This is a genomic window from Microbulbifer sp. ALW1, assembly GCF_009903625.1.
GTDB lineage: Bacteria > Pseudomonadota > Gammaproteobacteria > Pseudomonadales > Cellvibrionaceae > Microbulbifer.
Genome location: NZ_CP047569.1, coordinates 1,615,942 through 1,638,320, shown reverse-complemented (window position 1 = coordinate 1,638,320; position 22,379 = coordinate 1,615,942). Strand labels below are relative to the sequence as shown.

Below are 22,379 nucleotides of genomic sequence, written 5' to 3'. Positions count from 1 at the left end.
TATTTTCCAGGCAATCACACTATTGGCTCATTTCCTCAAACTCCTGCATCTCCGCAATCACCTGCATAAGGCGGTCCGGCCTGTCCGTCATGATGCCGTCTACCCCCAACTCGATCAGGTGCCGCATTTCCGCTTCGTCATTCACCGTCCACACATCCACCCGCACGCCGTGTTGTTGTACCTGCTCCAGTGCACTGCTATCCACCAGGGTAATACGGTCGTAGGTCACCGGAATATGCAGGGCCTGATAGTGCGGACTCAGCAAGCGGAAGGCCTTGAGCTTGGACGCCAACGCAAACAGTTTGACCTCATCGGATCCGGCACCAGTGGCCACATGGGGGCATTCGCTGCGGAAGGCATCGATCGCCCCCTGATGGAAAGAGGAAACAATCACCTGATTACTTTTGTTGTACGCCTTGAGTTTGCCACACAGAGCCAGGGCTGCATCCGCTTCCGGCGATTTCAGTTCAATCACCATGGGGTATTTGGGATATTGTTTGAACACTTCATCGGCTGTGAGGATACGCTGCGGATTTTCCCGGTAGGGGTAGCTGCTGCCGTCCTGGCTCCAGTTGTAGGCCACATTGAGTTTTTTCAATTCCGCCAGGGTCAGGTCTCTGATCGCACCCTCGCCATCGGTGGTGCGATCCACGGTGGCGTCATGCATCAGCACCAGTTCATCATCGGCAGTGGCATGCATGTCCATTTCCAGCACGTCGACCTTCATCGCCGCCATCTGCTGCAGAAATACCGGGGTGTTCCCCGGGTAGAGCCCCTGCCCCGAGTCGTCCGCATGGGCAATCACCAGGGGCCGGCGGAAGCCGTCTTTTGGGTAAGCGGGGAATTGCAGCCCCATATCCGCCGCAGGGCGCGCTGCGAGATAGCGCCAGCCGACAAAAACCACCAGGGCCAGCAGGATAAAAAACAGCAGTCGCTTGATCATTCAACTTTCCTGAATCGAGAGTCCAGAATCGACAACAACCGGTCGGGCCTGTCGGTAACAATGCCGTCCAACCCCTGGTTGATATATTTTTTCATGCTTTCGAGATCGTTCACTGTCCACACTGCCAGGTGCAGACCGCAGCGGCGCGCCGCCTGTACAAAGCGCCGGGTAAATACCGGTAGGCCGTAGTAACGACAGGGCAGCTGCATGGTCTGGTAGGCGGACCGCAAACGTCTTTCTGCAAACAGGCACTGAGCGGCAAAAAACAGCAGCGCCTCCGGCAGTGTGGCCCCGGTAGCAACCTGTGGACACAGATTGCGAAAGCGACGGATCACGCCCCGGTGGAAGGATGAAACAATCACCCGCGTTTCACAGCCAGCTCGCTGTATTACCCGGGCCAGAACCTCTGCCGCACGGTGATCACTGTCCTTGAGCTCGATAATCAGCGGGGTGTGCGGAAACTCGGCCAAGACTTCATCAATGGTGGCCAGCGGCTGCGGGTTCTCGCGATAGGGGTAGCGTTCACCATCCGGGGACCAGTGGTAGGCCGCATTGAGCGATTTCAGTTCCGCCAGGGTTTTACTGGCCACCATGCCTTTGCCATCGGTCGTACGCTCCAGGGTGCCATCGTGGAGCATGACCAGGTGACTGTCGGCGGTGAGATGCAGATCCATCTCCACCGCATCCACCCCCAGCGCCACCATCTCGCGCAGGTACAACAGGGTATTACCCGGAAAAAGTCCGCGCCCACCCTCGTCGCCGTGGGCAACAACCAGCGGGCGCGAGCGGCCCGGCCGCAACCAGTGATCAGTGTTGTTCAAGCGTGATCACGGCAGTATTTTCTCCAGCCGCTCCAGATCATTTACTACGCGCCAGCTACCGCCGCCCTGCTCCACTTTTTCCTGCCACTGCTGCAGACGCCCGAGGTATTCACCGGGGTCGACATTGTCACTGTTGAGCTTGGTTACATTCAGGGCGATCAGGTCGAACCCGTTCAGCGACAGCGGCAGATCGCGATTGTAGCCCTGCTTTATTTCTTCCTTGAGGTCCGAAAAAATCAGGATGGTTTTACGCCCCGGCTGCTTTTCATTCAGGAATTCCACCGCCTGCAGCAGGCCACCGGTAATATCCGTGTAAGCCGCAGGCTGCGCGCTTTTCACAAAGGCATCGATGCTCTGCTGGAAGGCCTGCTTCTGCCGGTTGGCCACACTGGGTTTGTCGTCAAAGGTGACCTTGGCATGGATGTTTTTCTCACTGAAGCTGCCGGTATTGATACTGGCCACCGCAAAGGTATCCCCGGGGTTCAGCCGTGCCAAGGTGAAATTGATCACCTGCTGCGCCTTGCCGAGCTCCTCGGTGTAGGTACCCGAGGTGTCGATCAGCATATACACACCCTGGTTGCGGGCCACCGGCTCTCCACAACCGGTGAGGACAAACAGCAGACACAGCGTTAGACAATTTTTCACGAGGGCTGCTCCTCCAGGTTTGTAGGAAGTTTTGCTGAAGACTTCGATACGGACTTTGCAGATCGCCTGGAGGGCGACCGGGAACTAGCCTTGGAAGCCGGCACAGATTCTTCAACCGTACTTTCTACAACGGCTTTTTCCGCAGCCTGCTCACGCCAACCCAGAAAGCGCGCTTCCAGCCACAGGGGGAAAAAGATCACGATATCGTAGAGTCGCACAAGCAAGGTGCCGGTGCGCAGGCTGCCCGTTCCCGCAAGGCGCAAAACAACCGACAACAAACGCAGAAAAAATGCCGTAACAATACCGATCACAGTGCGGGTAGAGGCGATAAAATTTTCCAGTGGTATGGCCACAAACGTGAGCGCAAATGGCAGGATAAAGCCCATCCCCATTTGCGCCGCCGTGGTGATCCAGTAAACGCTGCTGTCCACTGCGGCGACCTCCGCGCCCCGCAGTTGCGCACTGACGGCCAGGTCTTCCCGCATCAGGATTTCGCGCATAAACGCCAGTCCGGCTTCCACCGTGGCCAGGAAAAACAACAGCGCGAAGGCGGCCCACATCATCCGCGTGCGCAGCTTGTCACTCAGTGCACTGATCACCGGAAACAAGCGGGTAATCCGCAGGCATTCCATGACAAACAGCCCCATGGTGATCTCCACCAGGATGATCACCAGCGCGGAGATGTCCGCCACTTTAAAGTTGCCGATATAGCTGGTGCCACCCACCATTTCCGTCATTGGTCGTGCGATCAGATGGAAATTAATCAGCGCACCGCCGACCGCAATGGCCAATACAAAGGCGGAAATAAAGAACTGACTCAGGGATGAGGACGACAACATGCGCTGGGCGCGGTCGCTACCCTGCAGGATTTCCTCGTAGCGGTCCATATGGCCATCGACGACTTTGGAGCGCTGTTGCACCGTGGCAACGGTTTTATTCACCTTGCCCAGGCTTTTCAGGATGGAACGCCACGCCGGCATCATACGTTTTAGCAACTGGTGACGCTCGCGGGCGGACTCGCGGTAGGCCTCCAGCGCTTTGCCCTCCGCCTTGCGCATGGAGCCGTGAATGGTTTCCAGCACATCCCCCACTACCGGATCCTGCTTGGCAGGAATTTCGGCAACGGCCTTGATGGCCTTGGCCCAGTTGGTGGGTTCCGGCGGCACTTCAGCGCTGCGTACGTAGTCTTCGTCAATGGCGGTGAGCTGCTCGCACAGTTTTCGATGCAGCGCCGGGTACTGCGCCAGCTCCTTTTTCATCGCTCCTTCGATACGGTCGAACTCGCGCTCGATATGCCGCTCGGTGGCCTCGCGCCCGGCAGCGAGCAATACCTCGCGGTTGCGCAGTTGCAGGCGGTGCTCCGAGGCGGCGACCGCGTTGGCGCCCAGGCGCAGGGATTGGTGAAAAAAGCGCGCCAGGGCGAGTATTCCCTGGTGAACAGGCTTGCGCGCCAGAAACAGCGCAACCAGTGCAATGACAAACCACAACCAGGGTGGCAGGCTCTGGAAAATTCCGGTCATGGTACAGCTTCCTCCCTTGCTGACAGGCAGCAACAGTTAACGTGTGTACAGACCCGACCTCAGTCTTGTAGTAGAAAGTTGGCGGCCTTTACCACCAAATTATGAGAAATGACCGCCCTATCCTATCAGGGCTCGGCGGCGGTTTCTTTTATGTCATCACAGTTCCGATGCAATTCGTCGCACCGAACCGGGGAACCGTCAATATGGACAGGGAAGAACACTCGAGAGGAGAGGCTTTTTGCGCCAATCTTGGAAGGACGTCAATCCAAGCGCTTGCGGAAGCGCGCTATCGCCAGGGTCATCATCAGCAGGATAAACGCCAGCAGTGCCAGCAGGTCCGGCCACAGCTCGAAGATACCGGCGCCGCGCAACATTACCCCGCGGATCAGGCGCAGAAAGTGCGTCAACGGCAATAGCTCCGCCAGCCACTGGGCGGCTTTGGGCATACCGTCGAACGGAAACATAAAGCCAGACAGCAATATGGACGGCAGAAATACAAAAAAGGTCATCTGCATGGCCTGGAACTGGGACTGGGCGCGGGTGGAAATCAGCAGCCCCATGGCCAGGTTGGCCACAATCAACAGCAGCGCCGCAATATAGACATCCAACAGGCTACCGCGTATTGGCACACTGAACAGCCAGGTTCCCAGCAGCAGGATCAGGCTGGTCTGGATCAGGCCGATGATGCCGTAGGGCAACACCTTGCCAATCATCAATTCGGCGCTGCTCACCGGGGTGGCAATCAACAGCTCCATATTGCCCCGCTCGCGCTCGCGCACTATGGCCACCGATGTGAACATCACCATGGTCATGGTGAGAATGATACCGATCAGCCCCGGCACAATATTGATCGCCGATACCCGCTGCGGATTGTAAAAACTGACGATGCTGACCGAGGTCTGGGGTAAAGGGATCGAAGACTGGCGATTGGGCAACCTGGGATTGTTCTCTGGTGGTGGCTCACCCACCGGCACCTGTGCGAGCTGGGCAGCGGCACTCTGTACTACCGTATCGCTGCCATCCACCAGTATCTGCACCGCCTCCTGGCCCAGAGCAAGGCGCCGCTCGTAATCGTAGGGAATCGCCACACCGACGCTGATTTCCCCCCGGCGCAGCATTTCCATCAACTGCTCAGGGGTGCGGGCATCTGCTACCGGCTCGATCACTTCCGTCGCCAACATATCCATCACCAGTTGGCGCGAGGCACTGGTACCGGACTGATCGGCGATGGCCGCCGGCAGATGGCGCAAATTCAGGTTAATGGCATAGCCGAACAACACCAGCTGCATCACCGGAATGCCAATAATCATCGCCAGTGTCATACGGTCCCGGCGCATCTGCCGGAATTCCTTGACCAGGACCGCAAACAGGCGACGCAAGTTCACGAATCCGGCTCCCCGGTTTGACCAGGCTCACCCGGCTTTTGCGACGGTTGATGGGTCACCGCCACAAACACATCTTCCAGGCTCGGGGTTACCGGGCCCACGTCCGCTTCAATCCCCGCTGCCTGCAAGGCTTGCTGAATGTTCTGTCGACAGTCCTGCTGGGGCCCGGTCAAAACCCGCAGGGTATTGCCAATCTGCGCCGCACTGATCACGCCGGACACTTTGAGAATGGCCTGCTTGGCACGGCGCTGACTATCGGTATTAACCAGCAAGGTTCTCCCTTCCAGGTCACCAGTCAGCTGTGCCGGGCTGCCATCGGCGACCAGGCGCCCGCGATCGAGAATGGCCAGGCGGTGGCAGCGCTCGGCTTCATCCATATAGTGCGTGGAAACCAGAATCGTGGTGCCGGCGTCGGCCAGCTCGAACAGCTTTTCCCAGAAATCCCGCCGGGATTCCGGGTCTACCGCACTGGTCGGCTCGTCCAGAAACAGCAGCTCCGGCTTCTGGATCACCGCGCCCGCCAGCGCCAGGCGCTGCTTCTGGCCACCGCTCATGGTACCTGCCAGCTGATCCGCTCGGTCTTCGAAATGATACTCTTGTAACAGCTCGGCAATGCGCGGACGCGCTTTGCGCGAGGGTATATTTTGCACCGCGGCGAGAAACTCCAGGTTTTCGCGCACGGTAAGGTCCGCGAACAGGGAAAATTGCTGCGTCATATAACCAATGTGCTGCCGCAGAATTTCTGCCTGCCGTGGAATTTCCAACCCCAGCACTTCGATCTCGCCTGCGGTTGGCGTCAGCAGGCCGCACAGCATGCGGATACTGGTGGACTTTCCCGAGCCATTGGGCCCGAGAAACCCGTAAATCTGCCGGCGTGCGACGGTGAGATCCACATCATCCACTGCCTTCAGGCTACCGAAGGTTTTACTCAGGCCCCGGGCGCGAATGGCAATTTCACTTTCCGCCATCGTAGGGCTCGGGATCTTCCGGGAAAGCGGGGGATGATTCAGGCTCCGGTATATTGGGAGAGCGGAGAGACTCTGCCTTAGCTTCAGTACCGGCATCTTGCCCTGCCGGAGCGCCCGCTAAAAATTCTGCGTGCAATGGGAGTCCCGCCGGTAAGCGCGCCGCGTCCTGTTGCAACTGGATCTCGGCAATGTAGCTGAGACGGCTGACATCATCTCCGGTCAGCGCGTAATACGGTGTAAAGCTGGGCTCGTTGCGCACCAATCGTACCCGCCCGGAATAAATGCGGGGCTGCCCCTTGTCTTTACCTGCCGGATCAATGTTTTTGCCTTGCAACGTGACCTGCGCAGGGCTTCCAACCGCTACTTGCAAGCGCATGGGCTGGGGTACATAGACGCGCGCATAGGGCGTATCCCCGGTCAACATCACCACTAGCGAGGCGCCTATGGGTGCTTCGTCCCCGAGTTTGAAAGGAATACTGTCGACGATACCTTCCCTGGGTGCACGCACCGTCAGCTTTTCCAATAGCACACGCTGCGCCTCGGCCTCTGCCCGCGCCTGCGCCAGCGCAGCCCTTCCCTGCTCGATCTCCTCGCTGCGCGTGCCGCGTTCTAACTCCAATAATTGCTGGCGGGCGGACTGCACCTGAGCTTTGGCGCTATCTGCCGCAGCCCTGGCCCGATCCAGATCGGACTTTGAAACATAATCGCGCGACTCAAGTGGCAACAAACGCTGATACTCGGCAGCCCGATCCCGAGCCTCCGCCTCGGCAGCATCCAGGCTGGCCTTGGCTCGCGCTATTTCTTCTACCCGCGGCCCCACATTCAATTCTTGCAGCTGCGCCTCCTGGCGTTTCACTGCAGCCTCGAGTGAAAGAAGACGAGCGCGGGTCTGCGATGGATCCAGCTGCAGCAGAATCTGGCCCGACACAACGCGCTGACCTTCCTTAACCGGAATGTCGACAATCTTTTCTGCCACCGGTGCCGGTAGTGCAATTCGGTCCCACTCCAGCGTACCCAAAACGGTTTCTTCCCGCTGGGCGCAAGCTGCCAGAAATAGGTAAGTTACAAAAAGTAGGGCCCCGGGGGTTTTGCTCAACGTCCACATCACTATCAGCCACGCTGTCGTCCAATTGAAGCAGTCATCAAGTCAGAGCGGTCACCAAATACCGGCAAACGCAAATCAGCCCAGTACAACACCCCGAAAAACATCAGAAATAAAGAGGAATCGCAGAAAGGCTCACCAAGTATACATTGGCGCTTCAATTTCTATCCACAGGCGCAATTATCCAGATGACAGCGAGCTTGCGTTCGGAATTGTTGTGGAATCCCCGGAAAATTAAGATCAAGACTTGGGAATTACAGAACCCGAGCGATGTCTTCGCGGGTATCCACATCCGAAATCACCCCCCGGTCCGCTACCGGCACTTCGTGATAATGCGAAAGATTGCGGCGAATAATACGTATCGCGCCCAAGTCGCCAGTTAGCGCGGCAAGTTCAGGCCAAAATTCACGCCCAATAATGACCGGGTGCCCGACGTGCCCCCCGCATGACGGGCGCACGATGATGGTGCGATCTGCCTGCTTCACTACCGACTGCAAAGTGCTGAACTTAATAGCGGGCATATCCCCGAGAAATATCGCGGTGGCGTCTATAGCGTCCAAACTCGGATCAGCACTGATAACGCGAACCGCGTCTGCCACACTGCAGCCCAAACCACCAAGCGCATTAGGGGCATGGAGAACGGGCGTACTCGGAGGTAACCCGAAGCTTTCAAGGCTATCTTCTGGCCGCCATACAAGGCGCCAGTTTCGAAAAAATGCACTGACGTGAAAAACAGAATTCTTTAACAGCATCTGTCCATTGGGCAACAAGGCTCGACGCTTGTCCCGGCGACCAAAACGCTGAGAAGTACCCGCGGCCATCAACAGTGCGACGATGCGATCAGAGTGCATCGCGAGATCGACCGCGTTGCACGCGGATAATATCGGCCATAACCGCCATGGCGATTTCAGCCGGCGTTTTACTGCCAATAGCAAGTCCGATGGGCATATGGATCCGGTCTACCTCCTGTTCGCTTAATCCGCCAGATCGGCGCAGTCGTTCACCCCGGACCACCGATGTGCGTTGCGATCCCATAACACCGATGTAGAAAGCTGGCGTCTTTACGGCTTCCATCATCGCAAGGTCATCGATACGGGGATCATGGGTTAGCGCAACGACGGCGGTGGCGGCGTGACAAATTCCGGAACTTGCAATAACCAGAGAGGGGAGTATCTGCCGAAACTCGACTCCAGGCACATCGAAAGCGCCTTGAGCCTCTTCCCGCGGATCACAAACAATAACTTCAAAGCCAAGGGTATGGGCAAACTCCGCGCAGATTTTTGAAACCGGGGAAACCCCGGCAATGATTAATCGCGCTGCGGGTCCAACGCGGATCTTTACGGTGCCTAGTTCTATACTGCGGAAAACTCTTGGGCCGACACCGAGATCTTCATGGAGTGTCCGCTGGCCGCTGCCGATATCCACATTCCGAACCAGTGAACGCTGACCATGCAGGCTCGAAAGTAGCACTTCCAGGTGCGCCTGGTTGGAAGGCTCGGCCAACAAGCGCTCAACCAGAACGTCAAGGCTACCCCCACAAGGAAGCGACACCCGAGCCCCGTTGGCACCGCCGCAGCCATATCGCAAAACTTCGACATTTTGCGTAAAGCAACCATTGACCAGGCGTTCCAGGAAATCTTCTTCAACGCAGCCGCCGGAAATCGAGCCGATATGACACCCGCTGCCCAGCGCCGCCATCATGCAACCTGGTGCGCGCGGCGACGAACCGAAGGTGGACAACACCGTACACAACCAAACGGTATTCCCTTGATTCAGCCAGGCAAGTGCTTGCTCTGCGACCTGTAAATCAAGATGCTGCATGCTCATGCCACTATCCGACTCCGCGCCCTTCGAAAGACCCTGCGATTATCAGAAACGCCAAACGACCAGCGCCTGCACGGCACTTTCCTCAATATTGATACCCAACTTGTTTCGCCAGTACTGGTACTCGATACCAATAAACAGCTGCTTCGGGCTTTTGAACAGAGCCTTACCCAAATCCCAGCGAAACTGGGGTTGAGCGAGGACCCAGCTTTTCACGTCGCCGAATTCGCTGGTGCGGTTATGGATATATTCGATATGCCCTTCAATACTGAAGTCCTGATTGCCAATACTGAAGGGAAAAGCGCCATTGAAATCGATCATATAGCTGTCCCCCTCTTTTGGCGCACCATCGCCGTAGCCGATATCCTGATAGCCGGTAATGTCCGTATTCAAGAAGGACTCGCCAGGCGTTGCCCAGGCGATGCGGAAGCCCGGCAAAAATTTCTCGACATTGGCATCGGCCGAGTAGTTGAATCCCGCCACTAACCCAAAATCTTTTATCGGCCCAATACTCAGATCGCAACGGCTAATTTTCCCCAGGCTAAATGTGGCATACCACTCTGCATAGACGTCAGTGTCATTAAAGCCATCGCGCCTGCCGTCATTAAGAAAATCAACGAAGAAAAAATTTTCACCATATTTCCAGCCACTGGCATGCTGGAGCGTGAGGATAGTGGTATCGGTTGTTGATTCATCGAATGGATTATCCAACCGGCCGTACTGCAGCTGAGCTTCGGTAGCCGACCATTCTGCCGCCAGAGCCACCACCGGGCTGAAGATCGTAAGCGCGGCACTGAAGGCGCCAATAAAATGGCGTAGACAATTCATTCCTGCGCTTCCAGATAGCCGTGATCCTGCAACTGCTTACGAATCTCCGCCACTTCTTCCGGCGTTACTTCCCCCGGAGCCCCGCCCCAGGCAGTACGCATAAAGTTCACCAAGCTGGCGATTCGTGTGTCACTCAGCTCACCATGGAATCCTGGCATGCCCGCGCGGGCGTTGGTGCGGCTCATACGCTGGGCCGGCAAACCGCGAAGAATCGCGGCAATACTGTTGTAAGGTTTTTCCGCACGTATACCGGCATTTCGATTCATCGGGGGCGCTACCGCAAGTGCTAACCCGCGCCCTTCCCGACCGTGGCAGCCTGCGCAATAGGCTACAAAGTCCGCACGTCCCTCGGAAAATCGCTCGGTGGCCAATTCCGGTTTACCGGAAATACCTGGTTCGTCTTCAGTATCGTCAAGCAGGTAGGAGATCATCGCATTGATGTCATCATCGGACAGATGACTGAGACTGTGCTTAACAACACTATACATTTCTCCAACGGCAGTACCGCGCTCGCTAGCACCCGTCTTAAACAGCTCCCGCAGCTGCGCTCTGTCCCAGCCTTGACGACGCAACGCCTGGGGCCGGATATCAACCGCATCCCAACCTTCAAGCACATTGCCTGCAAATTTATGCTCCTCCTTCATTGCAAACGCAAAATTGCGCGGCGTGTGACACTCGCCACAATGACCCAGCGCGTTGACCAGATAGTTACCCCGCTGCCACTCGGGGCTTTTGTCGGATTGCTCTACCAGCGATGCTTCGTCAAAGAAAATCCAATTCCAGAAAGTCAGGCCAAAACGCAGATTGGCGGGAAAAATCAATTTGTTCTTTGGTGTCGCAAATTCCACCGGCGGTAACTGCATAAAGTATGCGTACAGTGATGCCAAATCCTCGTCATTGATCAAATAAAATGAGGTATAGGGCATGGCCGGATAAAGATTACCGTGTGTGCCTACACCACGGCGCATGGATGCAGTGAAATCTTCCAGCGCGTAATGACCAATCCCGGTTTTTTTATCCGGAGTGATATTGGTCGAAAAGAGCACCCCGAAAGGGGTCTGAAAGGGTCTTCCGCCAATCATGGGACGGCCGTTTTCCGCGGTATGGCAAGCGACGCAATCACCTGCGGTAGCCAGATAGCGACCTTTTTCCACCGCTGACTGCGCAGCGACCACATTACCGACCAACAGTAAGAGAAATGTGAGAATGACTCTCTTCATCTCCCCCCCTCCTTGACCAATCCGGGAGTGGATTCGATGACTTCCTTGACCGCACGGAAATAACGCACATAACCGGTACAACGGCAGATATGCTCTCCCAAGGCTTCTTCAATCGCATTCGTTACATTTTCCGCCGCCACCGGCTCACGCTTTAGGCGGTCGATCAACGCCGTTGCGCCATTGACGAACCCCGCGGTACACCAGCCACACTGGAAGGAAAAGTTACGAAGAAAAGCTTCCTGAACCGCCGACAGCGCAACAATTTCCCCGTCTGCGTTGCGCTCGGCCTGCCCTTCAACAGTAGTGACTTTTGCACCGTTGAAGCGGCCGATGTTGTTTATACAGCTACGTACCGGCTCCAGTGAGCCATTCTCGCGCTCAACCAGAATCGTACAAGCGCGACAGACGCCGATACCACACCCCAATTTGGTGCCGGTCAGGTTCAGAAATTCGTGCAGGAAGTCCAGAAGAGAGGTGTATTCGTCTACCTCTACGGGTCCCACCTTTTCGCCATTGACCACTAAGGACAGTGGAATCTTTGCCATCGGTTTGATCTCCTCACAGCACCTGTGGGTTGAGTGCGCGGCGCAATTTCTCCGGCGTGATCGGCGTTTCATTGAAACGCTGCCCGGTGGCCTGATAGATGGCCTCGGCCAGAGCCGCAACAATCGGGATCATCACCACTTCCGCAATACCTTTATGAGGATCCTCGTCCGACTCTGGTGGCAATATCTCATGTTGCTGGTTCCAAACCGGCACATGTTTTGCCAGGGGCACCTGATACCGGTTCAAATTCCAGGTGCCGTTGCCAGCCCCTTCTGCAAGGGGTGGCAGGACTTCATAGAGTGCGTGACCGATACCCATCGCCACACCGCCTTCAATCTGGCCCTCAACCAGCTGGCGCACGATGGTGCGGCCACAATCCATATAGTTTTGCAGCCCATGAATTTTGACTTCGCCTGTCCCCGCATTCACAGCCACTTCCACCAGCGCCGCGGTAGGTGCGTAGTAGGTGACCATGGCATTGTTCAGGGCAGTTCTCGGGTAGCGCACCGCCTTGCGCTTTACCACCTGATATTCATCGGCGCGAACCGTCTGTGCTGAACCTCCGCGGCGGAACGCCAGGCCATCGATGCGCCAGATCTGCTGGCGGCCTCCCAGCTCGAAGTCGGCCTCCGCCCACTCCCAGCGGTTGAACGTGTGCACCATCACACCGGTTACATCACCGTTACGATGCGCCTCTGCCGCTAGCTGTGCCAAAGGCAGTGGCGACTTATCGCCATAGTGAAGCTTCCCGGCACGCCACTGCAGCTGCGTTTGATCTATCTCCGTCATCTGCCATAGGCGCCGGGCCGCGGGTAGCAGGCCCTGTTCAAATAGAATTTCGGCAGCCTGCCGGGTCGCGTGCCCCTGGTAATAAGCAGACATGGACGCCGCACTGGCCATTGCTGTTACCGGCGTCCACAAAGGACTGGCGGACATCTGATCCTGATGTGCCTGACTCATGAGGTAGGGACTTTCGGTCTGGAATTGCTGCAGCGCATGCCAGGCATCCACTTCACCCACAGCACAGTAATCAGCCGAATGTCCGAGAAGTGTTTCCAGTAACAGAGACTGAGACGTCGCAATACCGGTGCCCATTTCCATAAATTCAACAGCCATGGAGAGTCGCCCCTCCGCGTCGAACTGCACTGCGGAGCTCGGCGCAGCAGCGCCAGTACCGTAATCCTTGGTGACAATGGCGTAACCGGTACCGAATAAATAGCCCGGGTTATTCTGCTCGAACTCTTTTTTGCGCCCGGTGCGTTCGAGCCACATCGGGTGTTGGCTGGCGCGCTCCAGCAACTCCCGGTAGCGCAATTGAACCGTAGGGACAGCGCCCTGGGTGTTGCGCCAACCGGACTCTGAAGCATTGCGCAACCGCAATTCGATCGGGTCGATGTCCAGCTCCGCTGCAGCCTGGTTTACCATCATCTCCATAGCGGTCATTGACTGTAGCGTGCCGTAGCCTCGCATGGACCCGGAGTCCACATTCATGGAATGGTTGGCAACAGCAGAAATATCGTTACGCGGCAGATAATAGATGCCTTGTAGTGCACTAGCGCCCACCATGGAGACCGAGGCACTGAAGTTCTGCCGCCCACCGCCGTCCACCTGCATCTCGGAAATCAACGCCTGGAATTTTCCGCTCTTCTTATCCACCGCCAGGGTATTGCGCATATGAAAGGGGTGTCGCTTCAGACCGGTCTGGAACTGCTCGAAGCGGTTGTTGGATAAGCGGACAGGCGCCGAGCCAAAGAGCCCCGCCACCAAGCCGTAGTAGGGAAATATGGTGTGGTCTTTACCCCCGAAACCACCGCCCACGACAGAGGAATGCACCACGATACTTTTTATATCGGCAGAGAATTCGCACTCGGCGATCATATGTGCCGCCAGCTCCTGAAAGTCCTGCGGCGATTGGTTGGTGAGTACCAAATGCAAAGACTGCTGCTCTCTGTCGAACCAGACATTGGCAGCCTCAGGCTCCATCATCATCGGATCAACAATTTGCGTTTGATACTCGGCACTTACCAGGTGCCAGTTGCCCGCATCTGTCTCATTCCGGGTCTGAGTGCGAATTTGCCCCGCGTAATACATGCCGCGCTCACTGACATCACCGGATTGGCTCGATTTCGCAGGCCACTCGACTTTGCGGTCGCGATAGTTGGGAAAGAAGAGGCCGTCCTGCAATGGCGAGTACAGATCCTCGCCAGTTGGCCCTTCCGGGCCCTCGGCACGAATAATGCGCCAGCTGGCATAGGGATCTCGCTGCACCGGTGGCGCCTGATCGCCATAGCGGATTACTTGCTCATTGAACTGCAACGTCTGTTTTGCAGCAGCGAATTTTTCAAAGTCGTCAAACAGCAGCATGGCCACCGCGTGGCCATAGTAGTGCGGCGTTTCCCCCTCGCTCAGCAACATCGCATCGCCGTAGAAGGACGGCAGCTTTAACTTCCTTTCCGCCAGATCTTTTGCGGCAATTTTTATGTAAGGCTGACCGTCCGGTGGCAACTGACTCCAGTCAAAGCCGATAAAGCGCCGGTCCACCCGGTTACATCGCAGGACAAATGCATAGTGCTGCGACTGATTCCAACCAGGCATGTCTTTGGCACGAAAATCTCGACCAAATATCTTCTGGCCAGTCACCTTGGCAATGCCGTCGGCCCGGAAAGCCGGTTCCAGCCCACGCCCTCGCCAGTTCAGCTTGCCCGCTGCCGTTGCCGGTCGCGCGCTACCAAGCTGCCAAAGTGCCGGTGCAGCGAACAGCGTAATGCCGGAGATAGTGCAGAGTTTGATGAAATTTCGCCGATCGGAGCGGAAACCTTCCATGATTTTCCTGGATTCTTTGTAGGCGTAATAAAATTATGCTTTTCGCTAATCACACGGATAGCCAAATATAGGAGCAACAGCGCGCCACCCTATCGATCACCACCACCCCGAGCTCACAAACTAATAGCAGCGGACTAGATTAAGTTCCACATGACCGACGCATTCTTCTCCTATAGCCTGAGTTCCAAATTCAAATCGCACATAACCAAAGCGATACCCATCACTGTCAACCATACCGGAACCAACAACTTCATACCCTGATCTTAAGGAACTCTTCTGTTAAAACCTCAGACCCATTAAAACTTCAGCTCCGTTAAAACCTCAGCAATGAAAACAACACCACGCCATGATAAAAAATATCACTACCAAGCTTTAAAAAAAGAAAAAATAGAACATCATCACTTTCGAAAAAAGCTATTGTAAAAAAATTTTTTAATAGAAATTATTATTTCACGACTGTCACCCGCTTCATCCTTGCACCCGAGAATCCCGTCTACACTCCATACAAATTTCTCAAGGAATGAGATTTTCCACTTAATTGGGCTGGCGCATACTCCTCAAACCAGGGCACAAAAAAGCATTTGCCCGCAAAAGAAGTAAGAAGAGGAAGTGCAATGGGGAACCCCTTCTGCATCTGATGTCGCTTGAATCTCTACCTGGGATTATCTTGGGCTAATCATGGGGTAATTTATGCCGATTCTCTTTTTGAGCGATTCCGGCCTGCATGGGGATTTACTCTACTCACTCGTTTCTGAGCATCTTCATTTCAGCTGGGAAAAATCAGAATTCGGACGTCAAAAACACTGCCTGAAAAACTACGACGCAATTATTGTTGACTGCTTTGCGCTTAGCGCTAAGTCCACACCCAGCGCTGAATTCAACTACCTGAAAAATATTGATCATCCCAGGGTTCTTTTGATTAATTTCCCGCTGGACCTTCCCAGCCATATCACCAAACCGCTGGAACAGAGAAAGTTTCAGTTTCTGTGTGACAACCGCGCCGGGCAAAAGGACCTGATCGGCAAGCTCGGCTTCGCCATTCAGAACTCACGAATCCAGAGTGATTCCGAATCCCGCTCCCGTCTGTTATTGACCAAGCGTGAGCAAGAGATCCTGGCGCAGCTGACCACCGGAGAACCCAACAGCATTATTGCGTCGAGACTGCACCTCAGTGAACACACCGTGAAGAACCACATGTACAACATCTTCCGGAAAATCGGTGTCAAGAACCGCCTGCAGGCGAGCAACTGGGCGAAGTTACACCTTCAGGTCGAGCGGATATGAGAGCTCTGGTGATACTTCTCCTGTTCGTCACCAGCTATTCCCTGGCTCAGGGCGTCAACGACGATGAACTGGAGCCGGTGGCTTCCGCCAACGAAGATACCGGACGCCTTGAAGATGAAATTAGCGGCTTCAATATTGACCAGACCATCACCAGAACCGGGCACGATTTCGCCCGCTTCATGAGTGAGTACCGAAACCTGCAGTACCCCGATAGTGATTACAACCTGACGATTCAAGAGCGGCCATCCGCACGCTGGGGCAACCTGATCTGGATTACCTACAACAACAAAACGGTTTTCCGGCAATTTATCAGCCCCAGCACCAACAACATTCGAGGTTTGGCAGAACAAGCCTCACAAATGATTCATGAAATGGTACTGCAAGAAAAAATTCGCGCAGCCTTCACCGACCACTTCGACTTAGGCAAGGATGAACTCTGATGAACAGAAAAAAAATAGTTGGTATTTTGCTATCGCCCTGTGTCGCCCTTGGAAGCTCGATTGCGCTTGGCACAGAACTCATTTACGAACCTACAAACCCGAACTTTGGCGGAAACCCGCTGAATGGCTCCTTCTTACTGCAGAATGCTCAGTCTCAGGACGATCACGAAGATCCGAACAATCCTGCAGACCTCTATGAGCAGCCAAGTGCCCTGGACAGGTTCACCGATTCCCTGGAAACCCGATTGCTCAACCAGTTACTGACCGACGTGGGCGACGGCAATAGCGGCGAACTGGTCACCGATGATTTTATCGTCCAGATTCTCGACAACGATGGTGTCTTGACCGTTTTGATTACAGACAGGGCAACCGGCGACAAAAGCGAGATCGTGGTAAGCGGCCTGAATCCAACCAACTGATCGTCCATACACACTCAGAATCACCTAAAAGGAATTCCTATTATCAGTTCCACCTAGAAGCACCCAGAGCTGACACCTAAATCCTAAATAATTGTGAATAATATTGGAGTCAAGTGAGATGTTTATTAGAGGTTCTAAACTTGCCGCCGCCCTTTCCTTTCTGATGGCAGTAAGTGGTTGCACAGTTGTAAAAAAAACCGGTGACGCCCTGTTCGGCCCAGGAATTACCGACGCCCAGCTGACCCCCCGAGTCAGTACTTACCGGGACCTGGTCAATCTCCCCCAGCCCAAGGGGAAAATCCTGGCCGCCGTTTACAACTTCAGGGATCAAACGGGACAGTACAAGCCTGCCCCGGCCAGCAGCTTTTCAACCGCCGTAACCCAGGGCGCCGCATCCATGTTGATGAACGTGCTCAGCGAATCCGGCTGGTTCATTCCCCTGGAGAGAGAAGGCCTGCAAAACCTGCTGACCGAGCGCAAGATCATTCGCGCCGCCCTGGCCAAGCCAGATGCCCCCGAAAACAACATAATGCTGCCCTCGCTAATCGCGGCCAACGTTCTACTGGAAGGCGGCGTAGTGGCCTACGACACCAACTTGCGCACGGGAGGTGCCGGCGCACGCTACTTTGGTATTGGCGCCGATGAACAATACCGGGTGGATCAGGTCACCGTAAATCTGCGTGCCATTGACATACGCTCTGGTCAAGTTCTGCACACAGTACTCACCTCCAAAACCATTTACTCGAAAGCAATCAGTGCCGATGTATTCCGCTATGTAAAATTCAAGCGCTTGCTGGAAATTGAACTTGGCACCACAACCAACGAACCCGCTCAGATGGCGATGCTTTCCGCGATGGAATCTGCGGTTATTCACCTAATCAGTCAGGGAATTGTCAATAATTCCTGGGCGCTGCAAAACCCGGAAGATATCAATAACCCGGTATTGCAGTACTACCTGAATGAAAATGCCGTAATTTTATAACGCTGATAATCGATAACTGACACAGCTGAGCAAGTGATATGAATAGCCTAACCTTGTCATGGTGCGGTGACTTTCGCGCGCGAAAATTGACGACGCTTTGTACCGGCGCTGTATGTTTCGGCCTGTTCAGCACTCCAGGGCATACCCAGAATTATTTAGGAAGTTCCGAACTTTCCGCGATCAGCGAAATCGACCAGCCCCTGGGTTATTCCGTTGCCAACATGGCCATTATCAATCAGGAAGGTAACTTCAATCATGTTTCCGCACAGCAGTACGGGACCATTAATTTTCTAACGGTGCAACAGGCTGGCTATGGAAACCTTCTGTTAAGTAGCCAGGCAGGACAAGCGAACAGCACCACCTTGAGCCAGCTCGGTGAGAGTAATATCGCCATTCTGGTTCAGGCAGGCTACGAAAACATGATTCTGCTGGAGCAGATTGGGTTTGCCCACAAGGCGGGTATTTCACAATATGGCGTCAATAATTCGGCCAAGGTAGAACAGATTGGATTATCCCACCAGATAACCATCAACCAGCGCGGCAACGGCCTGCACACCGCCGTAACCCAGACCGGTGTCTCGATGACAACAACCGTGAATCAATACGACTGACAACCGTATTGCCACTCAAATAGTTCGGTATATGAGAATCAGAGCCATGCCACAGGTTTACGCCAGCGAAGTTGTCATATCTTCATCAGTAACGACTACATTTCCGGCATTGGCGGTGGCGTTGCTCGTCGCTATTTCACTCCCGACGCAAAAACTGAATGCCGAAGAGAACACCATCTATCAACACCAGATCGGTATTGAGAATCTCGCGATATCAGGGCAGACAGAAATAAACACCGAGAATAATGATTTCGAACAGCGCCAGAAGGGCTATCAAAATACTGCCGAGGGAATTCAGAAGGAAGAGTCTGGTAGCAGTATTCTCCAGGTTCAGGACGGGCTGTTCAACGACATCGAATCTCAGCAACAATATGGCCGTGTGAATACCATCAACAGTTCACAGGTCGGTGTTAAAAATTCGGTAACCGTATTGCAGTCTGTCACCTACAAGAACACAGTGACTACCCGTCAGGGCGGCTATGGCAACGAGGCTGAGGTATCTCAGGAAAATGGTAATTTCAACAGAGTGCAGGTAAGACAAAAAGGGGCTGAGAACCAAGCCAATTTAACGCAGCACACTAGCTTTCACAGTGCCATTTTCGTCAGCCAAATTGAAAATGACAATAAAGCCAGCACCCACCAGAGCGGCCTTGCGCACTTCTCCGCAACCAACCAGGAGGGCGTATACAACCGAGCTACCACACTACAGTCTGGCAGCTTGCACGAAGCCGATTTACTCCAGTCAGGCTTCGCAAACCAGATTGAATTAATTCAAGAAGATAACAACAACGATATCAAGGCCACACAAAGTGGATCTCTCAACCAAGCGAGTATTACTCAAAACGGGTCATTTGGTATGGGTGGGAGTCACCAATCCATCGTCAGTCAGATAGGTACGCTGAACAACATCGCAGTTTCCCAGAATGGTATTTCTGCTACGGCCGTTGTGACGCAATTCGGCAATGGCAATTCGGTTTCTTTAACCCAGTAAACCAGCTACCTAGCAGCCCACCGATTTGTTGTGTACCTATACGCGTAATTCAAGCTACGCCCGCCAATCACTATTCCCTGGCAACCTCTCTCACCGCTACCTTCTACTCGCCAGCTAAATCATACGCCAGTGATTTTCGCTCGTTAAAAGCGCAACGGTTATCCAGAACAGCATCAAAAAAGCTGGAATTCGTGTCAAAAAAAGAATTTTTGCGACACCTCCCATCCATTCGGTTATGAAATCGGTATTTCCGGAATCAATACTGATTAAAAACTGTACTTTCTTCCTAGTCTTTCATGACTTCTCTCCTATAGCGACCCACCCATGAGCAAGCAACACTCAATACCAAGATGATCACTTTTTAACCCGAAAGATCAAATTGCACTCACTCATGGTCATTTACTGCCCCCACAGGGATTAGACCACAGGTTTGACACTCAACGATTCAGGTAGCGAAGCCCCACCGAGTAGGCAATGACGCCACTCACAGAGCTTCACCTTATGGAACATGGCGCTTTTCATTGCGCCATCGTTAACCAGTCTCACGGGGCTGGTTGTACTAACGTCCGAAGTAAAGGAGCAACTCATGAAGACGTTTTCCCCGATCGCCGCAGCCATCCTAATCGCCGCCAGTGGCAGCGTAATGGCAGATGACAACACAGCCCTCCAGCTACAACTTGGTGGTGGTAACAACGCTACCGCTGACCAGTCTTTTCTGGCTGCACACAACCTAATCAGCCAGACCCAGATCGGCTACGTGAACAAGGCGGATGCCACCCAGGCACTCCATGCCTACGGTAAAATTTACCAAGTGCAGCTGGGTATCTACAACAAGGCTTCCGCCTCGCAAATTCTCGGTCTCGGCAACGTAAGCAGCAGCCTGCAAGTGGGTGTCGGCAACTACTCCGATACACAGCAAATCTTTGAATTCTTCAGCCACGCGAATACCGACCAGTATGGCAAGGGCAACAAATCTCACACCCTGCAAACCTTCGGTGCAGGCAACTATTCAATGGTGAAGCAAGACGGTAAATCCAACGAGCAGAGCACTACCCAGATCTGGAGCTTCGGTTCCAAAGCCAGCACTAGTCAGTACGGCGATTACAACATGGCCCATACAACTCAGTCTGGTAAAAATCAGGATTCCGATATTCTGCAAGTGGGTATTGCTAACTATGCCAATGTTATGCAGTCCAACAAAAACAACACCTCTTATGTCGGTCAGGTAGGTGTCGTGAATATTGCGGATGTTAACCAGTCCGGTAAAAACAACGTTCAGGTGACCCTACAAGGTGGCCTCCTGAATATGGCCTCTACTCACCAGTACGGCAATGGTAACTACTCATTGACCGGTCAAATTGGTGTGCTTAACCATCACTACACCACGCAGTTCACCGATAACAACGTTGCGATCGGTCTGCAAGCCGGTGGTGGCAACTTCGGTGTAATTGTCCAGTAATTACATCGCGAGCGATAAGATCCGGGTGCTTTCGAGGCACCCGGAGCTTATACCTACGGCACCAGATATAAACCTCTGTGCGTAAACTCCTTTTTTGCATTTCATATAAGGGAGCATCCAGTGAAAGTACCCTCCCTACTATCTGCTCTATCCGCTGCGGTCTTATTGGCTAGCAGTGGCTGGACGATAGCATCCAACAATACGGCCATCCTGACGCAAACCGGGAATGGCAACGAGGCGTTGATTGATCAGACCGCTGACAACGGTTCAGTCATTATCATTACCCAGCACGGTGGATCGAATGAGAACAGTTCCGATACGCTCTCATTAGGCGGACTGGTGCACCACTCGCAGTACGGGCAATTAAACAATGCTTACTCACTGCAATTGGGTGGCGCGGATAACAGTGCAACAATTTATCAGGTCGGCCAGCACAACTGGGCAAGTACCTTTCAAATTGACACTGTCAACAGTGACGCTCTAATCGATCAAGCAGGTAGCGGTAATGTCGCCAGTATTTTTCAGTATGGCGGTTACGACAACATGGCCACCATCAAACAATACGGCGACGTTCACTACGGCCTTATTGGCCAGTACGGAGCAAGCGACTCCGAAGCACATATTCTGCAGTTCGGCAGCTGGCAAATTGCCAGTATCACTCAAGTGGGCAGCGGTCATTACAGTTCCATCACCCAGAGTGGGTTCGGCAATAATGCACACACTACGCAACATGGTCAGTACAACAATGTGGATATTGTCCAGGATGGTATTGGCAACCTTGCCGTGGTGACGCAGGCTTCGAGCCATAATACCGCTCTGATAAATCAGGGTGGGATAGCCAATATGGCCGTGATTTCGCAGGTTCAGGGAGGAAACTCCGCGATCGTGAATCAGTACGGAAATCTCAATCGGGCGTATATCTCGCAAAGTTCCACATCGAACGAAGCGATCATTACCCAGATTGGTTCAGGGAACCACGCGAATATCCTGCAGTAAGAACGTTGTTACACTCAAAACAAAAAGGCGGCCATTTTGGCCGCCTTTTCAATTCTGGAAATAAACCAGAGATTACAGGTGCGCTACCGCATCAATCTCATATTCGATGGCGCCCGACGGAGTGTTGACCACAACAATGTCACCCACCTCTTTACCAATCAGCGCGCGGGCAATCGGGGAGTTCACGGAAATTTTCTTGTTTTTCACATCGGCTTCATCGTCACCTACGATCTTGTAGGTCACTTCACTGTCGTTTTCCATGTGAATAATGGTGACGGTAGTGCCGAAAATGACTTTGTCGCTAGGCTCAATCGCCTTTACATCAATGACCTGAGCCATGGAAAGCTTGGCTTCGATTTCCTGGATGCGCCCCTCGATAAAACCCTGTTTTTCACGGGCCGCGTGGTACTCGGCGTTTTCTTTCAGATCGCCGTGTTCACGGGCTTCGGCAATGGCCTGTACTACCGCCGGGCGCTCTACTTTCTTCAGGTTATCCAGTTCTGCTCGCAGGGCTTCTGCGCCCTCTACGGTCATGGGTACGCGGTTCAAGGGAACCTCCAAAATGGTCATTT

General features: G+C 54.1%; 22 protein-coding genes. 8 read left to right on the top strand and 14 right to left on the bottom strand.

What is annotated here, in order from left to right; all coding sequences use genetic code 11:
- Positions 1–19 precede the first annotated feature (19 nt).
- The 13 genes from GRX76_RS06715 to GRX76_RS06655 all read right to left on the bottom strand — a co-directional run bounded on the left by GRX76_RS06715 (position 20) and on the right by GRX76_RS06655 (position 14,625).
- Positions 20–943 carry a glycerophosphodiester phosphodiesterase gene (locus GRX76_RS06715; protein ID WP_160152601.1) on the bottom strand — a complete coding sequence of 308 codons (924 nt, stop codon included), beginning with the start codon at positions 941–943 and terminating at the stop codon, positions 20–22.
- Entirely contained in the window at positions 940–1,764 is an 825-nt protein-coding gene (locus GRX76_RS06710) for a glycerophosphodiester phosphodiesterase (protein WP_160152600.1), read from the bottom strand. Before GRX76_RS06710 ends, GRX76_RS06715 begins: the two co-directional genes overlap by 4 nt.
- Positions 1,765–1,770: 6 nt before the next feature.
- Positions 1,771–2,409 (bottom strand): VWA domain-containing protein, encoded by a 639-nt coding sequence (locus GRX76_RS06705; RefSeq protein ID WP_236250584.1) that lies wholly within the window; start codon positions 2,407–2,409, stop codon positions 1,771–1,773.
- Positions 2,406–3,929: a hypothetical protein gene (locus tag GRX76_RS06700; RefSeq protein WP_201276931.1), complete on the bottom strand. Its 1,524-nt coding sequence runs from the start codon at positions 3,927–3,929 to the stop codon at positions 2,406–2,408. The genes GRX76_RS06705 and GRX76_RS06700 overlap by 4 nt, the downstream gene beginning before the upstream one ends.
- 260 nt (positions 3,930–4,189) lie before the next feature.
- The gene (locus GRX76_RS06695) at positions 4,190–5,314 is read right to left on the bottom strand and encodes an ABC transporter permease (RefSeq protein ID WP_160152599.1); all 1,125 of its coding nucleotides are present in this window, start codon (positions 5,312–5,314) and stop codon (positions 4,190–4,192) included.
- Positions 5,311–6,282: an ABC transporter ATP-binding protein gene (locus GRX76_RS06690; protein ID WP_160152598.1), complete on the bottom strand. Its 972-nt coding sequence runs from the start codon at positions 6,280–6,282 to the stop codon at positions 5,311–5,313. Before GRX76_RS06690 ends, GRX76_RS06695 begins: the two co-directional genes overlap by 4 nt.
- Complete coding sequence (locus tag GRX76_RS06685; RefSeq protein WP_236250583.1) at positions 6,269–7,300, bottom strand: HlyD family secretion protein; 1,032 nt, start codon at positions 7,298–7,300, stop codon at positions 6,269–6,271. The genes GRX76_RS06690 and GRX76_RS06685 overlap by 14 nt, the downstream gene beginning before the upstream one ends.
- Positions 7,301–7,638: 338 nt before the next feature.
- Complete coding sequence (locus GRX76_RS06680) at positions 7,639–8,235, bottom strand: NTP transferase domain-containing protein (RefSeq protein ID WP_160152596.1); 597 nt, start codon at positions 8,233–8,235, stop codon at positions 7,639–7,641.
- Entirely contained in the window at positions 8,225–9,211 is a 987-nt protein-coding gene (locus tag GRX76_RS06675) for an XdhC family protein (RefSeq protein WP_201276930.1), read from the bottom strand. The genes GRX76_RS06680 and GRX76_RS06675 overlap by 11 nt, the downstream gene beginning before the upstream one ends.
- Before the next feature lie 42 nt (positions 9,212–9,253).
- The gene (locus GRX76_RS06670; protein WP_236250582.1) at positions 9,254–9,973 is read right to left on the bottom strand and encodes a nucleoside-binding protein; all 720 of its coding nucleotides are present in this window, start codon (positions 9,971–9,973) and stop codon (positions 9,254–9,256) included.
- Positions 9,974–10,032: 59 nt separating this feature from the next.
- Complete coding sequence (locus GRX76_RS06665; protein WP_160152595.1) at positions 10,033–11,256, bottom strand: c-type cytochrome; 1,224 nt, start codon at positions 11,254–11,256, stop codon at positions 10,033–10,035.
- A complete protein-coding gene (locus tag GRX76_RS06660; protein WP_160152594.1) occupies positions 11,253–11,801 on the bottom strand; it encodes a (2Fe-2S)-binding protein in 549 nt (182 codons plus the stop codon). Before GRX76_RS06660 ends, GRX76_RS06665 begins: the two co-directional genes overlap by 4 nt.
- A gap of 13 nt (positions 11,802–11,814) precedes the next feature.
- Positions 11,815–14,625: a xanthine dehydrogenase family protein molybdopterin-binding subunit gene (locus GRX76_RS06655; protein WP_160152593.1), complete on the bottom strand. Its 2,811-nt coding sequence runs from the start codon at positions 14,623–14,625 to the stop codon at positions 11,815–11,817.
- A gap of 690 nt (positions 14,626–15,315) precedes the next feature.
- On the opposite strand from GRX76_RS06655, the gene GRX76_RS06650 reads away from it, so the two are divergent.
- The 8 genes from GRX76_RS06650 (at position 15,316) to GRX76_RS06615 (ending at position 21,807) form a co-directional block, all read left to right on the top strand.
- Positions 15,316–15,909 (top strand): response regulator transcription factor, encoded by a 594-nt coding sequence (locus GRX76_RS06650; RefSeq protein ID WP_160152592.1) that lies wholly within the window; start codon positions 15,316–15,318, stop codon positions 15,907–15,909.
- Positions 15,910–15,917: 8 nt separating this feature from the next.
- Positions 15,918–16,349, top strand: a complete 432-nt coding sequence (locus GRX76_RS06645; protein WP_236250581.1) for a curli production assembly/transport protein CsgE — start codon at positions 15,918–15,920, stop codon at positions 16,347–16,349.
- On the top strand, positions 16,349–16,768 hold the full coding sequence (locus tag GRX76_RS06640) for a curli assembly protein CsgF (protein ID WP_160152590.1): 420 nt from the start codon (positions 16,349–16,351) through the stop codon (positions 16,766–16,768). The genes GRX76_RS06645 and GRX76_RS06640 overlap by 1 nt, the downstream gene beginning before the upstream one ends.
- Before the next feature lie 118 nt (positions 16,769–16,886).
- A complete protein-coding gene (locus tag GRX76_RS06635; RefSeq protein WP_160152589.1) occupies positions 16,887–17,750 on the top strand; it encodes a CsgG/HfaB family protein in 864 nt (287 codons plus the stop codon).
- Positions 17,751–17,788: 38 nt separating this feature from the next.
- On the top strand, positions 17,789–18,361 hold the full coding sequence (locus GRX76_RS06630; protein ID WP_160152588.1) for a curlin: 573 nt from the start codon (positions 17,789–17,791) through the stop codon (positions 18,359–18,361).
- A 46-nt stretch (positions 18,362–18,407) separates the two neighbouring features.
- Positions 18,408–19,352: a hypothetical protein gene (locus GRX76_RS06625; RefSeq protein WP_160152587.1), complete on the top strand. Its 945-nt coding sequence runs from the start codon at positions 18,408–18,410 to the stop codon at positions 19,350–19,352.
- A gap of 586 nt (positions 19,353–19,938) precedes the next feature.
- On the top strand, positions 19,939–20,811 hold the full coding sequence (locus GRX76_RS06620; protein WP_160152586.1) for a hypothetical protein: 873 nt from the start codon (positions 19,939–19,941) through the stop codon (positions 20,809–20,811).
- 120 nt (positions 20,812–20,931) lie between these two features.
- Complete coding sequence (locus GRX76_RS06615; protein WP_160152585.1) at positions 20,932–21,807, top strand: hypothetical protein; 876 nt, start codon at positions 20,932–20,934, stop codon at positions 21,805–21,807.
- Positions 21,808–21,879: 72 nt separating this feature from the next.
- Here the strand turns inward: GRX76_RS06615 and greA are convergent, their stop codons facing one another.
- A complete protein-coding gene (greA, locus tag GRX76_RS06610) occupies positions 21,880–22,356 on the bottom strand; it encodes a transcription elongation factor GreA (protein WP_160152584.1) in 477 nt (158 codons plus the stop codon).
- Positions 22,357–22,379 lie beyond the last annotated feature (23 nt).